This window comes from Mesorhizobium sp. NZP2077 (assembly GCF_013170805.1).
Taxonomy (GTDB): Bacteria; Pseudomonadota; Alphaproteobacteria; order Rhizobiales; family Rhizobiaceae; genus Mesorhizobium.
Genome location: NZ_CP051293.1, coordinates 5,099,477 through 5,120,397, shown reverse-complemented (window position 1 = coordinate 5,120,397; position 20,921 = coordinate 5,099,477). Strand labels below are relative to the sequence as shown.

Below are 20,921 nucleotides of genomic sequence, written 5' to 3'. Positions count from 1 at the left end.
CGCTTGAAGATGTGGAGGTCGCCACTCCATTGCGCATCTCGGCATGTATCCCAGGAAATATGCTTAAATGAAAAGCCGCCCTGGATGACCCCTGGCGGATGTCAAATTTTTAGAGTGCAACTAGATTGTTGGCCAAAGCCGCTCGGGCTGCAAATGTAAACGTCTGGATGCAGATATTTGGCCAATATTTCTTTATGAAAAGAGGACGAATCGCATCCGGCAATGGTGGAAAAGAAGCCAATAGCCAAAAGCTGAACGGAAAACCGCGTCGTAGAGGCGGGCTTCGATTGCGACTTTATTCCATCCCACTGTTCGAAGGCTCTGCGCATAAAGGCCTCTCATTCGCAGGGCGCGGATCACCGGTTTTGCCGGAAAACGCCGACATGTCCATTTTGTGCCGCAATATCGGTCATTTCTGCAATCGCATTGAGCGCATAGGTAGAGAGCACCGTCCATTGCGCGATCGCGTATGTGCGGAAGGGCACCTCGACGCGACGGGTTGCAAAAAATGCCTGAATCAGGGGACGGCCCATAATCCGCGGGCCGTCCCCTGGCGAGGGCCGACAATACGGCATCACTATCCTGTCATCGATTGGGCACGGATCTACCCGGATGCGGTCGCCCGCTTCGGGCCCGAACACCCTACTGCCCGCCCATCTCCTTCTTGAATGTGTCGAAATCGACCTGCATGCCATTGAAGATGGTGCTCCAGTGGCGGGTCAGCGCGGCCATCGCCACGGCCTCCTGGATTTCCTCGTCGGTGGCGCCGGCACGCTTGGCGTCCTGCGTGTCCGACCAGATGCAATAGTTGCACGGAATCTGCGCCGCCACCGCCAGCGAGATCAGCGACTTGACCTTTGGCGGCAGCGCCGTCTTGTCGCTGAGTTCGATGGCCTTGACCTCGGCCCAGGCACCGGGCAGACCGGCTTTGGGAAACTGTTTCAGAAAGCTGGGCACCCCGCCCATGGTCGACTGGTTGTCCTTGAGGGTTGCATCATAGTCGTCGGCCTGGACAGGTGCCGTGGCCAGAGCCAGCGCGCAGCCGGCAGCAGCAAGCAGGCAGGTGTTGCGTATGGAAGAAGGCACGGATGAAAGAATGCGACTGGCAGACATGACATTCTCCTCTGGTCTTTGTTAGCCTTACGAAGTAAGGTGATGCGGAAAATGAACCTTACAGTGTAAGTTGTCAAGCGACGCCATGGATTCATCGATCAAAGAAAAGCGAGTGCGTGGACGCCTGTCGCGCGAAATGATTGAGGATGCCGCCTTCGAGGTGATCGAGCGCGAGGGGCTTGCCGGCTTTTCGATGCGCAAGCTGGCCGCGGCGCTCGGCTGCGAGGCGATGAGCATCTACCATCACTTTCCTTCGGTGGCGCATTTGCATGAAGCGCTGGTCGACCGGCTGGTCGGTGCGCTTGCAATGCCCGCCGCCAGCCTGCCGTGGCGGCAAAGGATGCGCATCGCCATCGAGGATTTTCGCCGCATCGGCCGAGACCATCCGGCCTATGCCACTTTCTTCGTCACTTACCGCATGAACTCGCCGACCTGCCTTGCCTGGTTGAACGGCGTTATCGGCCTGTTCAGGGATGGCGGCTTCGATACTGAACTCAGCGCCAGACTGTTCCGTGCCGTCGGCTATTATCTGATGGGCGCGGTGCTGGACGAGCACGCAGGCTATGCCAAGGGGCCGTCGGCGGTGAACACGGTCAGCGACGAGCAACTCGCCCGGGATTTTCCCAACGTCATGGCCGCCGGCTCTTTTTTTGGCACGGCCGAATTCGACAAGACATTCGAGCTCGGCCTCGACATGCTGCTGGACGAGATGGAACGCCTGCGCGACGGCGCCAACGCAAGCTAGTTGTCCAGCAAGGTGCGATTACAAGGTGACTGTCTGAATGCGCTTTCTGTTTGTCCTGATCCTGCTGGCCGGCACCGGCATCAGCCTCATCTATCCCTGGGCGATGACCAATTTTTCCGGCCGCGAGATCGGCACATGGCGCGTCTATGAGCAAGGCCGCTTCAAGCCGTTGACCGTGTCGCTCGTAGGCCGCGACGCGCCGGTGCGGATATTGGTCGATCTCACCGCGCGGGCCGAACGCATCGTGTCGCAGCAGCGCACGGTGTTGACGCTGACCGCCGCCAGCAATGGCCGCACGGTGCTTGCCTCGACGTTGCAGTTCAACCATGTCGACAATCCGCGCCAGGTCAGCCCGCAGTTGCCGGACAAGATCTTTCGCGATGAGGGCGGCGTGATCGCGACCGTCAGTCCCGGCCCCTATGTTTTCACCGTTGGCCCGGGTGATGCCGAAGACATTCCGATGCGCGCGGTCGATCTCATCCTGCGCTCCGGTGTCGGCGAAACCGACCGGCGTGCGCGGCCGGTCGGCTTCTCCCTGATGGCGATCGGTTTGATCGGCTTCCTGCTCTCATTGCGTTCCGGTGGCAGCCGGCCGGGCAACCCGAACTCGCAACCGCCGCCGCCGCGCTGGGGCAGGGGGGCCAAGTGAACTACCGTCACGCCTACCACGCCGGAAATTTCGCCGACGTCGTCAAGCATGTCTTGCTGACACGCCTGCTCGAGTATCTGAAGCAGAAGGACAAGTCGTTTCGCGTCGTCGACACCCATGCCGGCATTGGCCGCTACGATCTGTCGTCACTCGAGGCGCAGAAGACCGGCGAGTGGCAAGGCGGGATCGGCAGGTTGATCGACGCCTCGTTCGCCGCGCCTGTGGCGGCACTGCTGGCGCCCTATCTGGAGGCGGTTCGGTCGCTCAATCCCGAGGGCGGCATCCAGAAATATCCGGGCTCGCCACTGATCGCGCGGCATCTGATGCGCAAGCAGGATCGGCTGTCGGCGATCGAACTGCATCCCAAGGATGCCGCGAAGCTGAGGACACTCTTTGCCGGTGATTTTCAGGCCCGTATCATCGAGCTCGATGGCTGGCTGGCGCTCGGCGCCCATCTGCCGCCGAAGGAAAAGCGCGGCCTGGTGCTGATCGATCCGCCCTTCGAGGAGGCGGGCGAGTTCGACCGCCTCGTCGACGGGCTCATAACCGCGCACAAGCGCTGGCCGGGCGGCATCTATGCGCTGTGGTATCCAATCAAGGACCGCCGGGCGATCATCGCCTTCAGGAAAGCGCTGAAGCAATCCGGCATCCCGAAGATACTCGACATAGAATTCGAGATCAGGCCGGCCTCTTCTGAGCCCAGCCTCGACGGCAGCGGCATGGTTGTGGTCAACCCGCCCTTCACGCTGGAAGGCGAATTGCGAACCGTGTTGCCCGCACTGCACAGATTGCTCGCCGTGGAAAAGCCGGCGCACTGGTCGCTGGAATGGCTGGCCGGAGAGTAGGCGGGCATGGCTTCGGCTGCGTCAGCCGAGGCTATATTCCGGTGGCAGCCAGCGCGGCCGGCGTGATGCAGGTCAGCCGCCTGCTTTCTCGTATCAGATGGGCCTGGTCCGCATAGCCGGCCTCGATCGCCAACATCGCGGTCGAGGTATCGCTCGACGCCTGCCGCAGGCGCCTGAAGCGGTGGAAGCGCAGGATCCGGTCAAGCGTCTTCGGGCCGTAGCCGAAACTTTCGTCGAAACGCCGCCGCAGCGTTCGTTCGCTCATATGCAGGGAGCGCAAGAGGAAAGGCACCAGCCGTTTGTCGGATGGCAAACCTCGGTCGACAACGTCAAAGGCAAAGCCCATGACCGCATCGGGCGCACGGTGGTCTTGCGTGTGTGCGCCGATTGCCTCCTCTAATTGTCTCACCAGCTTGGCGGGGTCGGGCGTGGCCTTGATGCGGCCTGCCAGATGCCGCGCCTCCGCGCCCCAGAAGTCACTGAGGTCAAGGCGTTCTCCGACGATCCGGTTGGCCGGCACGCCCAGCCAACCGGCGGCCGCCCCTGGCCGGAATCTGAACCCGACGATCGTCGCTCCGGACGGCAGTATCTCGATCTGCGGCTCCCGGTCCGGTCCCGCAACCCGGAAGCGGCCGTCGATCCACTGCAGGTCGATCGTCGCATCTGGTGTTATCACGACGGGTGGAGCGTCCTTGTCCCGCATGCGGTGCACCCAGATGGACGCGAAAGCGGCACTCAGCCGCTTCTCTGCAGGCCGTTCCTGGAAAAAGCCGGTAGTCTGCGCCAGTACCGCTTCCATCCCTTCAGCCTTTGTCAGTCCGCTCGGCCCACGGTCTTCGAGGGCATTTGGCCGAAATCTTCAAGGCGTGCCGCTCCCGCCATGGCAAACCGAAAGAAGCCTTTCGGTGCCTTTCGATGCCACCGACATCGCGCCGTCGTGAATATAGAAAGGAGAAACCAGAATGAAAGCTCGCATCAGTGTCATCACGCTTGGTGTCGACAGTCTGGACGCGTCGCTCGACTTCTACCGAAATGGGCTCGGGCTTCCGACCGAAGGCATCATCGGCAAGGAGTTCGAGCACGGCGCCGTCGCCTTCTTCGATCTGCAGGGTGGCTTGAAGTTCGCGATCTTCGAACGCTCCAACATCGCTGTTGACGCCGGCATCGCCCAAACCGGCCGCAGCCCGACCGAGTTCACCATCGGCCACAATGTCACGAGCGAGGCCGAGGTCGATGCCGTGATGGCGCTGGCCATCAGCGCTGGCGCGCGCCTCGTCAAGCCGGCGCAAGATACGTTCTGGGGTGGCTACGCCGGCTATTTCCAGGATCCGGATGACCATCTCTGGGAAGTTGTCTTCAACCCCGCCTTTCTTCCCGAGGACTGATGCTTGAGAGGAACCCGTAGCCGGTAAAGGACGTTGGTGGATGCTCCAGCTCGCTTCTGGAAACCATTGTTTCGGCAACCGCTTGACCGCTGCCAAGCGAATCCGCACAGTGCGTGCAATCGACCTTGAGAGGCTGCCATGACTCGCTTCGCCAAATCCGCACTTGCCGCCCTGATTGCGCTTTGCACCCCGCTTGTCGCGCCTCTCGGCGTCACCCAGGCATTGCAGGCGGCCGACCTTGGCGTCTATTCCGACGACGATGGCGGTGTCTGCGGCCAGCCCTGGGTGCTGAGCAAGATTTCCAGCCGCTTCTCCTACCAGGTGCATCATGTGCCGCATCTGCCGGATGTGCAGATCACTGATTTTCGGCGCATCCACCAGCACCGCTACCTGCCGGCCAACGACACCTGGCCAATCGGCCGCCGCTATTGCGGCGCCACCGTCAGTCTCTCCGATGGGCGCGACCGGACCATCTGGTATTTGATCGAGGAAGGCCAGGGCTTTGCCTCGATCGGCGACAATGTCGAGTTCTGCGTCTCGGGCTTCGACCGTTGGATGGTCTACAACGGCCGCTGCCGCGTCCTGCGCTAGGGAATGTCGATATTCAGGTGAGGACGGCCTGCAAACTGCGGCTTCTGCTGCTCGCTTGCTTTAAGTAGGCTCCGCTCGTCGCAAGGACGATCCCGGAAGCTACCTTTTTCGACTTGGCCTAATCTGTATATTAACACAGCCAGGCGCGCACTCATGCTCTCGATCCGACCGCCCGCAGCCGCCTGAACACCATCTTGATGGCGACGATGATTCTCGGCGGCGCCTGCGACTCGGGTCTCACAGGACTTGCCTATTCGGCGTGGGGCTGGAGGGCACCTGCCTGTTCAGCGCGGCATCCGCCGCGACCGCGCTGCTGGTGTCACGAAAGCCGTGAATTTTTCAGGCTATCGCCGGCAGGCAAATCGGCTAACCCTCTCACCCGAGAGCAACGCATCACTTTCGGGAGCCTTCATGGATCTTGCCACCATCCTCGCCTTCGCGGCCACCTTCTTCGTGTTCGCCGCCAGCCCTGGCCCCGACAACATGACGATCGTCGCCCGCACGATCTCCAGCGGCGCGGCATCGGGCATCGCCTACGGTGCCGGCACGGTGGTCGGCATCCTCATTTTCCTGATGCTCGCTGCCTTCGGCCTGTCGATCATCGCCGCCAAAATGGCGATCATCATGACGGTGCTTCGCTATGGCGGAGCCGCCTATCTGATCTGGATGGGCATCAGGCTGTGGACGGCCGTGCCCGTCGTGCCGGAGCTGCAGCCGGTCTCCGGGCGGCGCGGGCTGCTGACGATCTTTGCCACCGGCGTCGCGCTCAATCTCGGCAATCCGAAAATGCCGCTGTTCTATGTGGCGCTGTTGCCCAACGTCGTCGGCGCCTCGCTCACATCGACGCATCTCGGTATCCTCATCGCGGTGATCCTGGCTGTCGAAACTGTGGTGATCGGCGGGCATGTGATTCTCGCCGGTCGCGCCCGCAATCTGTTGCGCACGTCCAGGATCGTGCGCCGGGTCAACCGCGCGGCGGGCGGCGTGATGATCGGCGCCGGCGTCGCCGTGGTTGCCACGCGTTGAGGACGGATCGCGGCGCTATTTCCTGCGTTGCGTCGGCTCGGCCTGATCGATGATCTTGCGAAGAAAGGCAATGTGGCCGCGAAAGGCTCGCCGCCCAATCGTCGTTGCATTGACCCGGGTCTGTGGCCGTCGCCCGACGAAGAGCTTTTCAACATCGACATAGCCCGCTCTGGCCAGCGTATCGATGTGCGCTCCGAGATTTCCGTCAGTGGTTTCGATCATGGCCTTCAACTGGCTGAACTCAAGTGCCTCGCGCCTTTCCAGCGTGTTCAGGATGGCCATGATCCTGAGCCGTGTAATCTGGTGGATGATGTCGTCGGCGCTCATCAGTGCTCTCCATGCGGCAAGCCTTGGGCCGTCGCCACATAACCCGGCAATCTCGGACAGCGGCAGTCCCAATGCAGAATACTCTGCAATGCAGAGTATTCTGTCAATCGGTCAGCAGTCAGTGGAGGTATGCTTGACATGGTGATCTTCAGTTCGGTTGTCGCGTCGCGCTCGTGATCCGCATGGGTCGATCGCTTACAGAAGATGATCGCCTCGAGGAGGTGGCAGGCTATGATATTCAGGGCCGACGATCATGCGTAAAGCTGCTCGCTAATCTTCGGAGTTCCATCGTGGGCTGGCATCGAGAATGCCGGTGTCAAATTGCTGGCGATACCGGAAGATCAGAGACGGATTTTTGCGATGATGAGTGTGATCGCGTCTCGATCTCAACCAAAATTTAAGCTGAGAAAATCATACCATTGCTTCGCTGGCTAGCGAGCCGCGAGTCAGATATGCATTGCGCGCCGGGGTCATTCACGGCCATCGGCATAACGTGAAGGGGCATGACATGGCTAAGCAGTCATCTAAAGCGCCGGCATCCAAGGCACCGGCAAAGAAAGCACCCGCAAAAGCAGTCGCGGCGAAGGCCGCAACAGCAGTGAAGAAAGCAGCGCCGGCGAAGGCGGCGGCAAAGCCCGCAGCGAAAGCAGCGCCGGCCAAGAAGCCGGCAGCGGCCAAGGCTGTGGCGAAGCCCGCCGTGAAGAAGGCAGCGCCCGCCAAGGCCGCGGCAAAGCCCGCCGCTAAGGCAGCGGCAAAGCCAGCCGCGAAAGCAGCACCGGCCAAGAAGCCTGCGGTCAAGGCAGCGGCAAAACCCGCGGCCAAGAAGGCAGCGCCCGCCAAGGCTGCGGCGAAGCCCGCCGCGAAGGCTGCGGCAAAGCCGGCTGTGAAAGCAGCAGCGGCCGCGACAAAGCCTGCGGTGAAGAAAGCCGCCGCGCCGAAGGCCAAGGCGAAGGCTCCGGCCAAGAAGTAGACCGGTCGTTGGGGCGTTGCGTGTCCTTCGGGGCTCGGCAGGGACGCTCTGACGCACTGGATCGAAGCAAGTCCGGCGGCGGGTTCAGCCCTGGGGGCTGAACATCGGGATGGGACAGAGGGGCAAGCAAAGCGAGGCGCCGGTTGGCTGCCTCGCTCGCTCTTTGGATTGTCTCCCTGCTGTGGTCGGCGAAGGCCCCCGGTGCAATTCCTGGGGTTGGTGAGATGCGAATGCAGGTCAGCCTGCCGTTCGTCGCTCGCTTGTGTTTTTCAGCGTGTCAGTCTGTAGGCTTGTCGCGATGTCTGGGGCGGAAACCGCAACCGGTTTCTGGCAGCTGTTTTTTGCGCTCTGGCGGTTGATCGCAAACGCCTCTCCAGTCAACACTGGACGCCTGCAAACAGGGAACCGATCATGCCGAAGCTGCTCTATGCATCTACCTCTCCGTACAGCTCCAAGGTAAGGATGGCCGCGGCCTATGCCGGGATCGTGATCGATCTGGTGCCGGTCAAGACCGAGGACAAGCCGGCCGAACTGATCGGTGCCAATCCGCTAGGCAAGATCCCGGTGCTGGTCCTCGACGATGGACGATCGGTTCATGACAGCCGCGCCATCACCCAGCATCTCAACCGGATTTCGAAGAACGCGTTGTTCCCACGCAATTCCGACAAGCGGTTGGAAGCGGAAGTGCTGGAGGCGCTGGCCGACGGTATCTGCGATTGCGCACTGTCGATGGTTTATGAGCGCCGAGCCCGGCCTGAGGAGATGATCTATCAACCCTGGCTCGACCGCCAGTGGACGAAGATCACCGCCGCGCTCGATCTGCTCAATGCCAATCCGCCGAAACTGCCGAAGAAGATCACGGTGGGTCAGATGGCGTTGCGTGCCTGCCTCGGCTATCTCGCGCTGCGCTTCGCCGGCAAATGGGAAAAGGGCCGTGGCCGGCTGACCCGCTGGGCGGCGCGTTTCGACGAGAAGTTTCCAGAGCTGAAGTCGGCGGTTCCGGGCTGAGTCACCGGGCACAAAAAAAGCCGGGCGCGAGGCCCGGCTTTTTCGTGTCGTGGCTTGAACGACTTAGAACTTCATACCGACGCCGAAGGTGACGCGGTTGTCGGTGGCCTTGACCTTGCCGATACCGTCGAAGCTCTTCGAGCCGAAGTCGGTGTAGCGGTACTCGACACGACCGAAGATATTGTCGGTCAGCTTGATGTCGGTGCCGAGACCAGCAGTCCAGCCGATCATGGTAGCGCGGTCCGAGCCGAAGGTGCTGTCTTCAACCTTGAGGCTGCGGCCGGCGAGACCGCCAGTGCCATAGAGCAGGATTTCCGGGGTCACCGCGTAGCCGAGACGGGCACGCAGCGAACCTTCGAAGCCGGCCTTGGAATTGACGCCGGAATCATCGCCCTTGACGCCGTTGTAGCCGAGTTCGGCTTCACCGCCGTACACGAAGTTCTCCTGCTGCCACTGATAGCCGCCGAAGACGCTGCCGACGAAGCCCTTGGTGCCAACGTCAACGTTGGCAACTCCGAGATCCTTCTCCTTGGTGTGGCCGCTGAAGCCATAACCAACATTGATACCGGCATACGGGCCGGCCCAGGATGCGACGGGCAGTTCGGCAACCGGAGCGGGTGCCGGCGGCTCTTCCTGGACGACGTCTGCGGCATAGGCAGTACCACCGAGGGCGAAGAGCCCGAGCGCGACGACCAGCGGCCGTGCGAATTTAAGATTGGCTTGCATTGTTCTTTACTCCTTAAGCCACAGGACACAGGCTTGTTTCTCACGATCGCCATCAACCCGTCCGGGGGGTGAAACGGATCTGGCGTTCGCCGGTTCCAAATGTCGTGTCAAAATGCGGCTGAAGCGAACCTGAACTTGGGTCATTCCCCGGCGCGAATGAGGCGGAACCTTGACGTTGCATCTTCGCAACAGCGAAATGTCAGCAGCCATTTCATGCTGCGCTGCACACCGCTTGGTGCAAGGACTCCAGCGTCCTATATTGCGCTCCAGCGCTTCCGACTCCAAGACGAGTCGGGATGCCGAACCGGGCACTTCGCCACAATGCTGCCCCAGGTGCGAACGCCATTTAACGCATGCCGGGCCATATTTCGTCGGCGTCGTGTTTTCGTGCCGAAATTGAGGATTGACAACAGATGAGCAAAGCCACTGCCGCGGCGCTGGTGACGGGCGGGGCGAAACGGATCGGCAGCGCAATTGTCGAAGACCTCGCCAGCCATGGGTTTGCCGTGGCCATCCACGCCAATCGCTCGCGTGATCAGGCGGATGTCTTGGCCGCGGGGATCAACGAGTCTGGCGGCCGCGCGGCGGTGGTAAGCGCTGATCTGACCGACATGGATGCTGTCAGCGACCTCGTCGGCCAGGCGGAAGCCGCGCTGGGCCCCATCTCGCTGCTGGTCAACAACGCCTCGCTCTTCGTCGATGATTCTATTGAGGATTTCGACTGGCAGGCCTGGGACCGCCACTTTGCCATTCACGTCAAAACGCCGGCGCTGCTGGCGCAGAATTTCGCCAGCGCCTTGCCGGAAGGGGGCGACGGGCTGATCGTCAACATCATTGACCAGCGCGTCTGGCGGCCGACGCCGCGCTACTTTTCCTATGCACTGTCGAAGTCCGCTTTGTGGACCCAAACGCAGATGCTGGCGCAGGCGCTCGGACCCCGCATCCGCGTCAACGCAATCGGTCCGGGCCCGACGCTGAAGAATGCGCGCCAGGACGATTCCGATTTTGATGCGCAGATCGCTGGCCTGATTCTGAAGCGTGGCCCGGAATTGTCGGAATTCGGCGCCACCATCCGCTATCTCTGGGAGGCGCGCTCGATCACCGGCCAGATGATCGCGCTCGATGGCGGCCAGCATCTTGCATGGCAGACGCCCGATGTGACAGGCATGACGGAATGAGTCCTTTGGATCACAAGAACAAGGCGCGCGGCGGCGCCGACGATCTGCCTCCCGAAATCGACCTCGAGGACGAGGCGCTGGCGGAGATCGTCGAGCCGGCCGGCCCGGATGTCGCCTTCACGGCCATCGACTGGACGCCGCATGCCGGCGACGCCGAAGGCATGGTCGGCGCCGAGGTGATCCAGACGCTGGTCAAGCGTCTGCCCAACGCGCCCGGCGTCTACCGCATGATGAACGCCGCCGGCGACGTGCTCTATGTCGGCAAGGCGCGCAGCCTGAAGAAGCGCGTCACCAACTACGCGCAAGGCCGGTTCCACACCAATCGCATCGGCCGCATGGTGCGCGAGACGTCGACGATGGAGTTCGTCGTCACCCGCACCGAGATCGAAGCGCTGCTGCTCGAAGCCAATCTTATCAAGCGCTTGCGGCCGCGATTCAATGTGCTGATGCGGGATGACAAGTCGTTTCCGTACATCCTTCTGACCGGTGACCATGTCTCGCCCGGCATCTACAAGCATCGCGGCGCGCGGTCGCGCAAGGGCGACTATTTCGGCCCCTTTGCCTCCGCCGGCGCCGTTGGCCGCACCATCAATTCGCTGCAGCGCGCTTTCCTGCTGCGCAGCTGCACCAACTCGTTCTACGAGAACCGCACGCGGCCCTGCCTGCTCTACCAGATCAAGCGCTGCGCCGGCCCTTGCACTGGCGAAATCTCGCATGAGGGCTATGCCGAACTGGTCGCCGAGGCGAAGGATTTTTTGTCCGGCCGCAGCCAGAAGGTGAAGACCGAGATTTCGGCGGCCATGCAGCAGGCCTCGCAAGACCTCGACTTCGAACGCGCCGCCATCTATCGCGACCGACTGGCGGCTCTGTCGCATGTGCAGAGCCATCAGGGCATCAACCCGGCGACCGTCGACGAGGCCGATGTCTTCGCCATCCATCAGGAGGGCGGCCAGGTCTGCATCCAGGTGTTTTTCTTTCGCACCGGCCAGAACTGGGGCAACCGCGCATATTTCCCCAAGGCCGATCCGGCGCTGGAAGCCGCCGAAGTGCTGGGCTCGTTCCTGGCGCAGTTCTACGACGACAAGCCGACGTCGCGGAACATCCTTCTGTCGCACACCGTCGAGGACCAGGAACTGCTGGCCGAGGCACTTTCGACCCGCGCCGGCCGCAAGGTGGCGATCTCGGTGCCGCAGCGTGGCGAGAAGAAGGACCTGACCGACAACGCCCTGCAGAACGCCCGTGAGGCACTGGGTCGCAGGCTTGCCGAAACCTCGACGCAAGGCCGGTTGCTTGCCGGTTTCGCCGAGACCTTCGGTCTGGCCAAGCCGCCGGTGCGCGTCGAGGTTTACGACAACTCGCACATCATGGGCACCAATGCCGTCGGCGCCATGGTGGTCGCTGGACCGGAAGGGTTCGTGAAAAACCAGTACCGGAAATTCAACATCCGCTCGACCGAGATCACGCCGGGCGACGATTTCGGCATGATGCGCGAGGTGATGGAGCGGCGCTTTTCGCGGCTGCTCAAGGAACATGGCGACGTCGCGCCCGACGATGTGGCCTCGGCGGAAGCAGGTGATGATATCGAAGACGATATCTCCGGCAACTTCCCGGCTTGGCCCGACGTCATCCTGATCGATGGCGGCCAGGGCCAGATGACGGCGGTGCGCAAGATTCTCGCCGATCTCGGCATCGAGGATCGCGTCGTGGCGATCGGCATCGCCAAGGGCCAGGACCGCGATGCCGGCCGCGAACGTTTTTTCGTCAGGGGCAGGGACTCGTTTTCGCTGCCGGTGCGCGACCCCGTGCTCTATTTCGTCCAGCGCCTGCGCGACGAGGTCCACCGCTTCGCCATCGGCTCGCACCGGGCGCGGCGCAAGAAGGAACTGGTCAAGAGCCCGCTCGACGAGATCGCCGGCATTGGTCCCGGCCGCAAGCGAGCGCTGTTGCTGGCATTCGGCACCGCCAAGGCGGTCAGCCGTGCGGCAATCGAGGATCTGAGGAAAGTCGAGGGCATTTCCGAACAGGTCGCCAAACTGGTCTACAATCATTTCCACGAAAGCTGAAAAATTCGGCGCTTTCATCTGGCCAATCGAATCTGGCCTGTTGACCCCCTACAACAGCTTCTGATTTGAGTACGCAGGCAGAAAGAGTCTTCCAGATATGGCCAAGCGCGCGTTCAACCTGCCCAACATGCTGACCTACGCCCGCATCGTCGCGGTGCCGTTGGTTGTGCTGTGTTTTTTTCTCGAAGGCCATCTGAAATCGAGCGACTTCGCCCGCTGGTCGGCGCTGATTATCTTCCTGCTCGCCTCGATCACCGACTACCTGGACGGCTATCTGGCGCGTGCCTGGCAGCAGACCTCCAACATCGGCAAGATGCTCGACCCGATTGCCGACAAGCTGTTGGTCGCCACCTGTCTGCTGCTGTTGGCCGCCGACACCGACCGCCATGCCGGCATCGCCGGCTGGTCGCTGTGGGCGGCGATCATCATCCTGTGCCGCGAAATCCTGGTCTCTGGCCTGCGTGAATATCTGGCCGCTCTCAAGGTCTCGGTGCCGGTGACGCAGTTGGCCAAATGGAAGACCGCTATCCAGATGGTGGCCATCGCCTTCCTGCTGGCGGGGCCGGCCGGCGACAAGATCTTCCCGCTGACCACACAGACCGGCCTGGTGCTGCTGTGGATCGCGGCACTCGTTACGCTCTACACCGGCTATGACTATTTCCGCGCCGGCCTCAAGCACATCATGGACGAGTGAGATGACGACCCGCCTTATCTACTTTGCCTGGGTGCGTGAACGGATCGGCATGCCTGAAGAGGACGTCGAATTGCCTGCCGGCATCGAGACGGTCGCCGACCTCTTGCGCTGGCTGCAATCGCGCGGCGAGGGCTACGAGCATGCGCTGCAATATCCCGACGTGATCCGTGTTGCCATCAACCAGGAACATGTCGATCACCGCGAAAAGATATCTGGCGCACGCGAGATCGCGCTTTTCCCGCCAATGACCGGGGGCTGACACTCATGTCGGCCATCCCTGTGCCGACCGTGCGCATCCAGCGCCAGGACTTCGACGTCGCCGCCGAGATTACCAGGCTGACGCAAGGCCGCGCCGACATTGGCGCGGTGGTCACTTTCTCGGGCCTCTGCCGCGACGAGCAGGGTTCACTCTCGGCACTCGAACTCGAACACTATCCCGGCATGGCGGAGGCCGAGATTGGCCGCATCGCGGCAGAAGCGGTTCAGCGCTGGCCGTTGCAAGGCCTCACCGTCATCCACCGCCATGGCAAGATCGCGCCGGGCGAGAACATCGTGCTGGTGGTGGCCGCCTCGGCGCATCGCCAGGCCGCGTTCGAAGCGGCTGATTTCCTCATGGATTATCTCAAATCGCGCGCGCCCTTCTGGAAGAAGGAGCATCGCGTCGATGGTTCCGAAGGCGGCTGGGTCGAGGCCAAGGAAGCCGACATCAGGGCGGCCGGACGCTGGAAGTCGCCGTCCGAATAAATCCCTGTCGCAGCCATGCATTGACCGCAATCGTTTGGCCAATTGCGTGAGGTTGATCAGCCCAGGCGCTGGCAGCCCGGGGCAAGGGAAGTGGTCATGCTGGACAGGCTTGCGGAGTTCTTCGTCTTCGGTTTCGTGCCTCTGGTCGTCGGCATCCTGGCGGTTCCGGAACTCTCCGTGGCCGCCGAAAAGGCGGTGAGCGGCGAGGTCATCTATCGCGAGCGCATCGCCCTGCCGCCCAGCGCGGTGCTTTCCGTCCAGCTTGCCGATGTTTCGCTGGCCGACGCGCCGGCCAAGATCATTGGCGCGCAGACTGTCAAGCCGGCCGGCCAGGTGCCGATCAGCTTCGAGATCAAATTCGATCCGTCTGTGATCAAGCCGCAGATGACCTATGCGTTGCAGGCGCGCATCATCGTCGACGGCAAGTTGATGTTCATTTCCGATGTGCGTCATCAGGTCGATCCGCTGACCGACGCGCCGCAGACCATAATGCTGAAGATGGTCACGCCAGGCACCGGGCCGACGGCTTCCGTCTTTGGCCAGCTCTGGGTGGTAGACTATGTCGACGGCATCGGCGCCATCACCGCGCCGCAGGCGACGTTCCGGGTCAGCGAGGCCGGCAAGGCCGGCGGCAGTGGCCCCTGCAACACCTATTTCGCCACCGCGAAGGTGGATGGCCAGGCGATCGCGATCAGCGAGATTGGCTCGACCTACAAGGCCTGCGCACCCGAGGTGATGGCCGAGGAAAAGGCCTTGTTCGATGCGTTGGCCAAGGCGGCATCCTACAAGGTCGATGCCGGCAAGCTCGCAATATCAGACAAAGATGGCCGCGAGATCCTGCGTTTCGGTGCCGCGAGCTGATTGAAATGAAAAAGGCCGGCGAAACGCCGGCCTTTTCCAAATCAGGTATGATGATATCGGCTCAGCCGACGATCTCGGTGTCCGAGAACCAGTACTTGATCTCTTGCGCAGCAGTTTCCGGCGCGTCGGAGCCGTGCACCGAATTCTCGCCGATCGACAGTGCATGCACCTTGCGGATGGTGCCTTCGGCGGCGTTGGCCGGGTTGGTGGCGCCCATCACTTCGCGGTTCCTGGCAATGGCATTCTCGCCTTCCAGCACCTGGACGATCGTCGGCGCCGACGACATGAATTCGACCAGCTCGCCGAAGAACGGACGATCCTTGTGGACGGCATAGAAGCCTTCCGCCTCACGACGGCTCATCCACACGCGGCGCGAAGCGATGACGCGCAGGCCGGCGTCTTCGAGCATCTTGGTGATGGCGCCGGTGAGGTTACGCCGGGTTGCGTCCGGCTTGATCATGGAAAAGGTGCGTTCGAGCGCCATGGGTCGTCCTTGTCTGAGAATGGAATTGAGAGTGGCGGGCTCTATACAAGTCGCCCGGAGCCAGAGCAAGGGGTCGGAACGCTGCGCGCTTCTATGTCAGGCCGCAAGCCAGGAGGCACGATCAGATGGCTGCACAGCAACGCTTTGCTTGCTATAGTCGCGTGTCGGCGCCGCGCTGAAGTCGGCCCGAATGGAGACAACATGACCATGGCAGACGATCGTCAGGAGCGCATTCGCAACCGCGCACATCAGATCTGGCAGGCAGAAGGGCAACCGGCCGGCCACCACGAACGCCATTGGCACCAGGCGGCAGCCGACATCGATCGGGACGATGCGACTGGCAAGTCAGCCAAGAAGCCATCCAAGAAGGCAGCCGGCGCCGACAAGGCAAAGGCCGAGCCCAAGGAGGCGAAGGCTGCCAAAAAGCCCAGCAAGCCGAAGAAGGCAGCAGCCAAGTAGCCCTACGGCGTCAGACTGCTGCGGCAACCTTTCGTCCCAGCCCGCCATGCAGGTCGAGGCAGCGGGCGAACCATTGCGCCACGACGTCGCTGTCTTCGAGCAGCTGATAGGGCGTGGTGATGCGCGCCCATTGCAGCGCGCCGAAGACGATATAGTCCGCAAACAGCGGCGAGGTGCCGCCGATGAAGGGCTGGTAGCCCAGCATCGACCGCAGCGGCTCCAGCGAAGCCCGAAACGCCGCCAACCCGGCGTCGCGGGCCGCGACGACGTCTTCCAGACGCTTGCCCAAGCGTTGCTCACGGCTCTGGCGGAAATAGGTAGCGTTCTCCTCGTCCTGCATGGTGTGGAGATCCACGATCGCAGCGATGGTGATGTAGGGGTGGATGGTCAATTGCGACCAGCGCTCGATGAAACGCGCCATCGCCTTGCCGCCTTCGCCGCCAAAGAGCGTCGGCCGATCCGGATAGGCTTCGTCGAGATAGAGCGCGATGGCGAAGGAATCGATGACGACCTTGTCGCCGTCGCGGATCACCGGAACGGTTTTCGAAGCGCCGCCTTCGATGGTGGGGACCTCGAGAAAACGCGTCGGCGCGGTTGAACTATCGAGCCCCTTATGGGCCAGCGCCATCGTTGCCTTCCAGCAATGCGGACTGAACGGACGGCTCTCGTCACGCCCGACAAGATCATAAAGCAGAATGGTCATTGGCGCGGGTCCCTTTGCGGTCTAGGTATCGCCCCGACACCCCGAAACAGGCGCGGCGGGAGAAAAGATGAAACAGCACTTCATGATGTTTGCGGCTTACAATCAATGGGCCAATGGCCGCATCTATGATGCCGCTGCCGATCTCGATGATGAGGAATTCAACCGTGATGTCGGCGCCTTCTTCCGCTCGCTGATGGGCACGCTCAACCATCTGCTCGCCGCCGATCGCATCTGGATGAAGCGCTTCACCGGCGAAGGCGACGCCCCAACGGCGCTGGATGTCATCCTGCATCGGGCCTTGCCCAATTTGAGGACGGCGCGCGAGGCGGAAGACCGGCGGATCATCGACTGGCTCGCCGGCGTGAACGACAAGGCGCTCTCCGGCCGCTTCACCTATATGACAGTATCGGACATGCGCACCGTTTCGCAGCGCCTGGCGCCGGCCCTGGCTCATGTCTTCAACCACCAGACCCATCATCGTGGCCAGGCGCATATGATCCTGACGGTTCTCGGCCGCCCCTCCGTGCCGCTCGATCTGGCGCATTTCCAGCGCACTGAAGAGGGCAGGGCCTTCGCCTGATTGAGATTGTTTCGTTCTAGATCCGGGGGCGAGCAGCCCACGCCGGCTATCGCCGCATCTTTTGCTGCAGCATCGCTTTTACGTCAGGCCACTCGGAAATTTCAGACAGCCTCGGAAACCAGGTAGCTGATTTCGCTATCCAATTGGCGTTGCGTCAGAGCCGCTTCCGCCATCACCCATTGTTTGAACATCTGCACCTTGCGTGCGGCAAGGCTCTTATGGGGGGAGACGAAATACCAACCGGCCGTGTTTGGGTGGTGGACGGCAAAGGGAGCGACTAGCCTTTCGGCGCGGATATCGCTGGCCATATAGGCACGGTTGGCCACGGCAAAGCCCATTCCCGCATTGGCCGCCTCGTAGGACATCATGCACGAATCGAAATAGATGCTTTTGGTCTCTGTGAGGACGAAGCTGGCGCCGGCGAAACCAAGCCAGGATTGCCAGTTCTGGGTGCAGGTGTCGGAGTGCAGCAGGGTAAAATGCTGGAGATCGTCCGGTGTCACCTTTGACAGCGGCCTGTCGCCGAGAACCTCGTGGAACAATTTGCGGCTGCACACCGGCGTCAGGTCTTCCCGAAACAGCAGATCGGATAGCAGCCCGTTAAAGTGGCCGTCGCCATAGCGGATTTCGAGATCGAAATCGGAGGTCGTGAACTCATGTGTCGCGTAGGACGTTGAAACCCGCATCACGATATCGGGATGTTGCCGCTGAAACAGCGGTAAGCGCGGAAACAGCCAGCGCGCCGCAAAGGTCGGCAGCACGGATATCTTCAGCACATGCTCCTGCGATTGCCCGGTCGCTTCCATGCTGGCGGCGACGATCCGCTCCAGAGCCTCGCGAACACGCGAGACATAGGTCTCGCCCTCCGGCGTCAGCGATACAGCGTTGCCGCCGCGCTGGAAAATCTTGAAGCGCAGCTGGTCCTCTAGGCTTTTGACGCGCTGGCTGACCGCTGAGGCGGTGATGAACTGCTCTTCGCCGGCACGCGTGAAATTGCCGTGCCTCGCAGCACTCTCCACGATTTTCAACGAATTGAGGTTGACCTGACTGAGCAGACGCACTGGGTTCGACCTTAAGCTGGGCTTAGGGTAGCACTAGCATTCCTAATTTTACAGGGGGGGCCAATTTAATTGACTGTTAACCAAGTGTTTGCCCCCCACTTGGAGAAGTACAATGAACGCACATACCATACCCGAACTGCGCTATGCGATGAGCCGCGAGGCCATTATCGGACACGAAACCGCCTGGAAAGTGTCGAGTTTCGGCGTTGCGCAGTATCTGCATGGCTATGACCCGGCACTGCTTGCTGCAATCGAGGAAGCCGCCCTGAAGCTCAAGGCAAGCCATGCCGTGCACAAGCACCTTGACCTGACCTTCATCACCGGCGCTGACCGTTTCATCCCTGAAATCAAGGAGTTGCTGCACGACAAGCTGCGCCTGGAGCGGCTGTCCGACATGATGGGCACGAAGCTGGAGCCCTATCCGCTGTCGATTGTCGGCTCGACCGTCACCTTCATGAATCCCAGGGACGGCGCAGTCGAATGGCATTGCGACGGCGTTCCGGTCACCGAGCTCATTCCGCTGTCGATCAGCGATCCGCTGGTCGGCGGCCATCTCGAAATTTATTGCGACGATTCCGAGACAGGCCGTGCCATTCTCGAATCCGGACGCGAAATCCCGCGCAACCGCATCATGCGCATCGATCACAAGATGAAATACGCGACGCTCGGGCAGTTCCTTGGCGTCCTGCATCGCACTGCGCCGATCCACTATGGCGAGCGCGTCACCCTGGTGCTCAACCAGCGCTCGTTGGCCAAGCCCTATGTCGACGATAACAGAATGTTCTACCTCGCCGCCGACAATGATCACGACCGTGAGTGGGTCAACGAGCTGGCCGAAGACGTTTGGACCAACCAGTTGCCGGCCTATCGCCGGTTCGAGGCGGAGCATCCCACGCCCGCCCCAGCCGCCGAAGCACAGGTTCCGGGCGGAGCCAGGGAATCATGGTAGCCAAATCCGCGCTGGTCTTTGCCACCGGCGCGGTGGCTTTGTGGTCGACCAATGCATTGGTCGGCAAATCCCTCCTGGCGAACCACCCGGTGTCGCAGGTGCAGTTCCTGCAATTTGCAGGTGCTGCACTGGTCTTCGCCGCCATTCGGCCGATGAGCCGGGAAAAGGCCGCGCCGGTTATGGCCGGGGCGGCGGCGATATCTCTCGCGGTCGGCTTCATCGGTCTGGTTGGCACCATGGTGCTGCAATACATTGCCTTCGCCTCGATGCCGGTGATCGAAGCCAATCTCGTGGCCTACACTTGGCCCTTGATGGTTGCCGCGGCGGTGATCGCCTTCGAAAATCCGCGGCGTCCGGCACTGCTCGGCCTTGCCGCGGCCCTTGGCTTCGTCGGCGTCGCGCTGGTGATTTCGGGGGGGCGTGAGAGCAACTGGTTCCAGGGCGATCTTGTCGGCTATTTCGCCGCATTCGGGTCTGCGCTGTGCATGGCTTTCTATTCGGTGATGGTGGGGCGGGTCGCCACTTCGCCGGAGCGCCTGTTGCTGCCGTCGTCGCTGGTCGGCGTCGCCTTGACGCTATTATGGTCCGCTCGCGAAGGCGTCACATGGCCGGCCGGGGCGGATCTGGCGCTGGGGCTCTATCTCGGCGCCGGCCCGATGGGGCTGGGTTATTACTTCTGGTCGCGCGCGCTGACGCTGGAAGGCAGCGGCAAGGTCGCAGTCGTCGCCTATCTCACGCCGATTGCTTCGACGTTGTTGCTGACCTTGTCCGGCGAACGACTGACGGCCACCGCCATCGCCGGCGCTGTCCTCGTCATCGGCAGTTGTATCGCGGTCGGCCTGGAACGTTCGGAGGCGCAAGACTATGTTTGACGACAATGAACATCTCGCCAGGCAGGAAGCAGATTGGCTCATCAAGGAATTCGGCGCCGAGGCACTGCTCTACGCGGCGATGAAGGCCGAGAAGGCGATTGAACAGAAGGACTTCGGGCGATGTGCCCGCTGGCGGCGTATTCTTGAGATATTGGCCGACGCACGGACAACCAAGTCTGCTGTGTCCAAGTATTAGATTTTCTAATTTGCACGTCGTCCCTTTCCAATAAAAATAGTTGACGCCAAGTCTTGATTCGTTTTGGCACTTGGCGGCCCGTTGGGGGACGCGGTTAAAGAGATACATCGACAAAAGTCTTCGCTGGGGTGGACGACTTTGTCGCAAATAGGGTGAAAGAATTGTCAAATATCGAGGATAAGACCATTATCGAGCTAACAGCCGATATTGTCTCGGCCTATGTAGGCAACAATCCGCTTCCGGCTTCCGGCCTGCCTGACCTGATCGCCAGCGTCAGCGCATCGGTTCGAAAGCTGGCTGGTGCGGCTGTTGTGGAAAGTCCGAGCCTTGTTCCGGCCGTAAACCCGAAAAAGTCGGTGTTCCCCGACTACATCGTCTGCCTGGAGGACGGAAAGAAGTTCAAGTCGCTCAAGCGACACCTCAGGACAGACTATGGTTTGAGCCCGGACGACTATCGGGCCAAATGGGGTTTGCCGCCGGACTATCCGATGGTTGCTCCGAATTACTCGGCGACCCGGTCGGCGCTGGCAAAGTCGACAGGGCTCGGCCGCAAGCCGGCAGCAGTGCCGGCCGCCGTGGCCAAGCCAAAGCGCAAGGCGACTGCCTGAGCGCGGCTTGACGGGTATGGCAAGCCACTGATCGGCTGCCCTGACGGCGCGGTTGCGCGCGCCGTTTTCAGGCCTTGTGCGGCC

28 protein-coding genes are annotated in these 20,921 nt (G+C 61.7%); 20 read left to right on the top strand and 8 right to left on the bottom strand.

Annotation, left to right across the window (positions count from 1 at the left end; all coding sequences use genetic code 11):
• Nucleotides 1–356 precede the first annotated feature (356 nt).
• Together HGP13_RS25710 and HGP13_RS25705 are read right to left on the bottom strand one after the other, a co-directional pair.
• Entirely contained in the window at nucleotides 357–533 is a 177-nt protein-coding gene (locus tag HGP13_RS25710) for a hypothetical protein (protein WP_172230458.1), read from the bottom strand.
• A 109-nt stretch (nucleotides 534–642) separates the two neighbouring features.
• Nucleotides 643–1,113 carry a carboxymuconolactone decarboxylase family protein gene (locus tag HGP13_RS25705; RefSeq protein WP_172230455.1) on the bottom strand — a complete coding sequence of 157 codons (471 nt, stop codon included), beginning with the start codon at nucleotides 1,111–1,113 and terminating at the stop codon, nucleotides 643–645.
• 112 nt (nucleotides 1,114–1,225) lie between these two features.
• Here HGP13_RS25705 and HGP13_RS25700 point away from each other — a divergent pair, with 112 nt between their 5' ends.
• The 3 genes from HGP13_RS25700 to HGP13_RS25690 are packed head-to-tail and all read left to right on the top strand — an operon-like array spanning nucleotide 1,226 to nucleotide 3,352.
• Complete coding sequence (locus HGP13_RS25700; protein WP_246707121.1) at nucleotides 1,226–1,858, top strand: TetR/AcrR family transcriptional regulator; 633 nt, start codon at nucleotides 1,226–1,228, stop codon at nucleotides 1,856–1,858.
• Between the two features lie 37 nt (nucleotides 1,859–1,895).
• On the top strand, nucleotides 1,896–2,507 hold the full coding sequence (locus tag HGP13_RS25695) for a hypothetical protein (RefSeq protein WP_172230449.1): 612 nt from the start codon (nucleotides 1,896–1,898) through the stop codon (nucleotides 2,505–2,507).
• A complete protein-coding gene (locus HGP13_RS25690) occupies nucleotides 2,504–3,352 on the top strand; it encodes a 23S rRNA (adenine(2030)-N(6))-methyltransferase RlmJ (protein ID WP_172230446.1) in 849 nt (282 codons plus the stop codon). Before HGP13_RS25695 ends, HGP13_RS25690 begins: the two co-directional genes overlap by 4 nt.
• A 31-nt stretch (nucleotides 3,353–3,383) precedes the next feature.
• Here the strand turns inward: HGP13_RS25690 and HGP13_RS25685 are convergent, their stop codons facing one another.
• Complete coding sequence (locus HGP13_RS25685; RefSeq protein ID WP_172230443.1) at nucleotides 3,384–4,151, bottom strand: helix-turn-helix domain-containing protein; 768 nt, start codon at nucleotides 4,149–4,151, stop codon at nucleotides 3,384–3,386.
• Between the two features lie 163 nt (nucleotides 4,152–4,314).
• Between HGP13_RS25685 and HGP13_RS25680 the strand changes: the two genes are divergently transcribed.
• The 3 genes from HGP13_RS25680 (at nucleotide 4,315) to HGP13_RS25670 (ending at nucleotide 6,354) form a co-directional block, all read left to right on the top strand.
• Nucleotides 4,315–4,737: a VOC family protein gene (locus HGP13_RS25680; protein ID WP_172230440.1), complete on the top strand. Its 423-nt coding sequence runs from the start codon at nucleotides 4,315–4,317 to the stop codon at nucleotides 4,735–4,737.
• Nucleotides 4,738–4,875: 138 nt separating this feature from the next.
• Complete coding sequence (locus HGP13_RS25675; protein WP_172230437.1) at nucleotides 4,876–5,328, top strand: hypothetical protein; 453 nt, start codon at nucleotides 4,876–4,878, stop codon at nucleotides 5,326–5,328.
• A gap of 411 nt (nucleotides 5,329–5,739) precedes the next feature.
• Complete coding sequence (locus HGP13_RS25670) at nucleotides 5,740–6,354, top strand: LysE family translocator (RefSeq protein ID WP_172230434.1); 615 nt, start codon at nucleotides 5,740–5,742, stop codon at nucleotides 6,352–6,354.
• Nucleotides 6,355–6,369: 15 nt separating this feature from the next.
• On the opposite strand, the gene HGP13_RS25665 is transcribed toward HGP13_RS25670, so the two are convergent.
• Entirely contained in the window at nucleotides 6,370–6,681 is a 312-nt protein-coding gene (locus HGP13_RS25665) for a transcriptional regulator (protein WP_172230431.1), read from the bottom strand.
• Between the two features lie 598 nt (nucleotides 6,682–7,279).
• Between HGP13_RS25665 and HGP13_RS25660 the strand changes: the two genes are divergently transcribed.
• Both HGP13_RS25660 and HGP13_RS25655 read left to right on the top strand, forming a co-directional pair.
• Nucleotides 7,280–7,651: a hypothetical protein gene (locus HGP13_RS25660; RefSeq protein WP_210266321.1), complete on the top strand. Its 372-nt coding sequence runs from the start codon at nucleotides 7,280–7,282 to the stop codon at nucleotides 7,649–7,651.
• A gap of 411 nt (nucleotides 7,652–8,062) precedes the next feature.
• Nucleotides 8,063–8,659 carry a glutathione S-transferase family protein gene (locus HGP13_RS25655; RefSeq protein WP_172230425.1) on the top strand — a complete coding sequence of 199 codons (597 nt, stop codon included), beginning with the start codon at nucleotides 8,063–8,065 and terminating at the stop codon, nucleotides 8,657–8,659.
• Between the two features lie 63 nt (nucleotides 8,660–8,722).
• Here the strand turns inward: HGP13_RS25655 and HGP13_RS25650 are convergent, their stop codons facing one another.
• On the bottom strand, nucleotides 8,723–9,385 hold the full coding sequence (locus HGP13_RS25650; RefSeq protein WP_172230422.1) for an outer membrane protein: 663 nt from the start codon (nucleotides 9,383–9,385) through the stop codon (nucleotides 8,723–8,725).
• Nucleotides 9,386–9,798: 413 nt separating this feature from the next.
• Here HGP13_RS25650 and HGP13_RS25645 point away from each other — a divergent pair, with 413 nt between their 5' ends.
• From HGP13_RS25645 to HGP13_RS25620, 6 genes are all read left to right on the top strand, one after another.
• A complete protein-coding gene (locus HGP13_RS25645) occupies nucleotides 9,799–10,563 on the top strand; it encodes an SDR family oxidoreductase (protein ID WP_172230419.1) in 765 nt (254 codons plus the stop codon).
• The gene (gene uvrC / locus HGP13_RS25640; RefSeq protein ID WP_172230416.1) at nucleotides 10,560–12,626 is read left to right on the top strand and encodes an excinuclease ABC subunit UvrC; all 2,067 of its coding nucleotides are present in this window, start codon (nucleotides 10,560–10,562) and stop codon (nucleotides 12,624–12,626) included. The genes HGP13_RS25645 and uvrC overlap by 4 nt, the downstream gene beginning before the upstream one ends.
• Before the next feature lie 97 nt (nucleotides 12,627–12,723).
• Nucleotides 12,724–13,320 (top strand): CDP-diacylglycerol--glycerol-3-phosphate 3-phosphatidyltransferase, encoded by a 597-nt coding sequence (gene pgsA, locus HGP13_RS25635; protein WP_023673449.1) that lies wholly within the window; start codon nucleotides 12,724–12,726, stop codon nucleotides 13,318–13,320.
• 1 nt (nucleotide 13,321) lies between these two features.
• Nucleotides 13,322–13,579 (top strand): molybdopterin converting factor subunit 1, encoded by a 258-nt coding sequence (moaD, locus tag HGP13_RS25630; RefSeq protein ID WP_143976459.1) that lies wholly within the window; start codon nucleotides 13,322–13,324, stop codon nucleotides 13,577–13,579.
• Between the two features lie 5 nt (nucleotides 13,580–13,584).
• Complete coding sequence (locus HGP13_RS25625) at nucleotides 13,585–14,064, top strand: molybdenum cofactor biosynthesis protein MoaE (RefSeq protein WP_172230413.1); 480 nt, start codon at nucleotides 13,585–13,587, stop codon at nucleotides 14,062–14,064.
• Between the two features lie 96 nt (nucleotides 14,065–14,160).
• The gene (locus HGP13_RS25620) at nucleotides 14,161–14,925 is read left to right on the top strand and encodes a YbaY family lipoprotein (protein ID WP_172230410.1); all 765 of its coding nucleotides are present in this window, start codon (nucleotides 14,161–14,163) and stop codon (nucleotides 14,923–14,925) included.
• A 61-nt stretch (nucleotides 14,926–14,986) separates the two neighbouring features.
• Here HGP13_RS25620 and ndk read toward each other — a convergent pair whose 3' ends face one another.
• Nucleotides 14,987–15,409, bottom strand: coding sequence for a nucleoside-diphosphate kinase (gene ndk / locus HGP13_RS25615; protein ID WP_010915217.1), 423 nt, complete (start codon nucleotides 15,407–15,409; stop codon nucleotides 14,987–14,989).
• Nucleotides 15,410–15,610: 201 nt separating this feature from the next.
• On the opposite strand from ndk, the gene HGP13_RS25610 reads away from it, so the two are divergent.
• The gene (locus HGP13_RS25610; RefSeq protein WP_172230407.1) at nucleotides 15,611–15,868 is read left to right on the top strand and encodes a DUF2934 domain-containing protein; all 258 of its coding nucleotides are present in this window, start codon (nucleotides 15,611–15,613) and stop codon (nucleotides 15,866–15,868) included.
• A gap of 10 nt (nucleotides 15,869–15,878) precedes the next feature.
• Here HGP13_RS25610 and HGP13_RS25605 read toward each other — a convergent pair whose 3' ends face one another.
• Nucleotides 15,879–16,571, bottom strand: a complete 693-nt coding sequence (locus HGP13_RS25605) for a glutathione S-transferase family protein (protein ID WP_172230405.1) — start codon at nucleotides 16,569–16,571, stop codon at nucleotides 15,879–15,881.
• A 67-nt stretch (nucleotides 16,572–16,638) separates the two neighbouring features.
• Here HGP13_RS25605 and HGP13_RS25600 point away from each other — a divergent pair, with 67 nt between their 5' ends.
• Nucleotides 16,639–17,151 (top strand): DinB family protein, encoded by a 513-nt coding sequence (locus tag HGP13_RS25600; protein ID WP_172230402.1) that lies wholly within the window; start codon nucleotides 16,639–16,641, stop codon nucleotides 17,149–17,151.
• A gap of 101 nt (nucleotides 17,152–17,252) precedes the next feature.
• Here the strand turns inward: HGP13_RS25600 and HGP13_RS25595 are convergent, their stop codons facing one another.
• Nucleotides 17,253–18,212, bottom strand: a complete 960-nt coding sequence (locus HGP13_RS25595; protein WP_172230399.1) for a LysR substrate-binding domain-containing protein — start codon at nucleotides 18,210–18,212, stop codon at nucleotides 17,253–17,255.
• 112 nt (nucleotides 18,213–18,324) lie between these two features.
• Here HGP13_RS25595 and HGP13_RS25590 point away from each other — a divergent pair, with 112 nt between their 5' ends.
• From HGP13_RS25590 to HGP13_RS25575, 4 genes are all read left to right on the top strand, one after another.
• On the top strand, nucleotides 18,325–19,161 hold the full coding sequence (locus HGP13_RS25590) for a hypothetical protein (protein ID WP_172230396.1): 837 nt from the start codon (nucleotides 18,325–18,327) through the stop codon (nucleotides 19,159–19,161).
• Nucleotides 19,155–20,033 carry a DMT family transporter gene (locus HGP13_RS25585; protein WP_172230394.1) on the top strand — a complete coding sequence of 293 codons (879 nt, stop codon included), beginning with the start codon at nucleotides 19,155–19,157 and terminating at the stop codon, nucleotides 20,031–20,033. Before HGP13_RS25590 ends, HGP13_RS25585 begins: the two co-directional genes overlap by 7 nt.
• The gene (locus tag HGP13_RS25580) at nucleotides 20,026–20,229 is read left to right on the top strand and encodes a hypothetical protein (RefSeq protein WP_172230392.1); all 204 of its coding nucleotides are present in this window, start codon (nucleotides 20,026–20,028) and stop codon (nucleotides 20,227–20,229) included. Before HGP13_RS25585 ends, HGP13_RS25580 begins: the two co-directional genes overlap by 8 nt.
• Before the next feature lie 161 nt (nucleotides 20,230–20,390).
• Nucleotides 20,391–20,837, top strand: a complete 447-nt coding sequence (locus tag HGP13_RS25575; RefSeq protein WP_172230390.1) for a MucR family transcriptional regulator — start codon at nucleotides 20,391–20,393, stop codon at nucleotides 20,835–20,837.
• The last annotated feature ends 84 nt before the right edge of the window (nucleotides 20,838–20,921 follow it).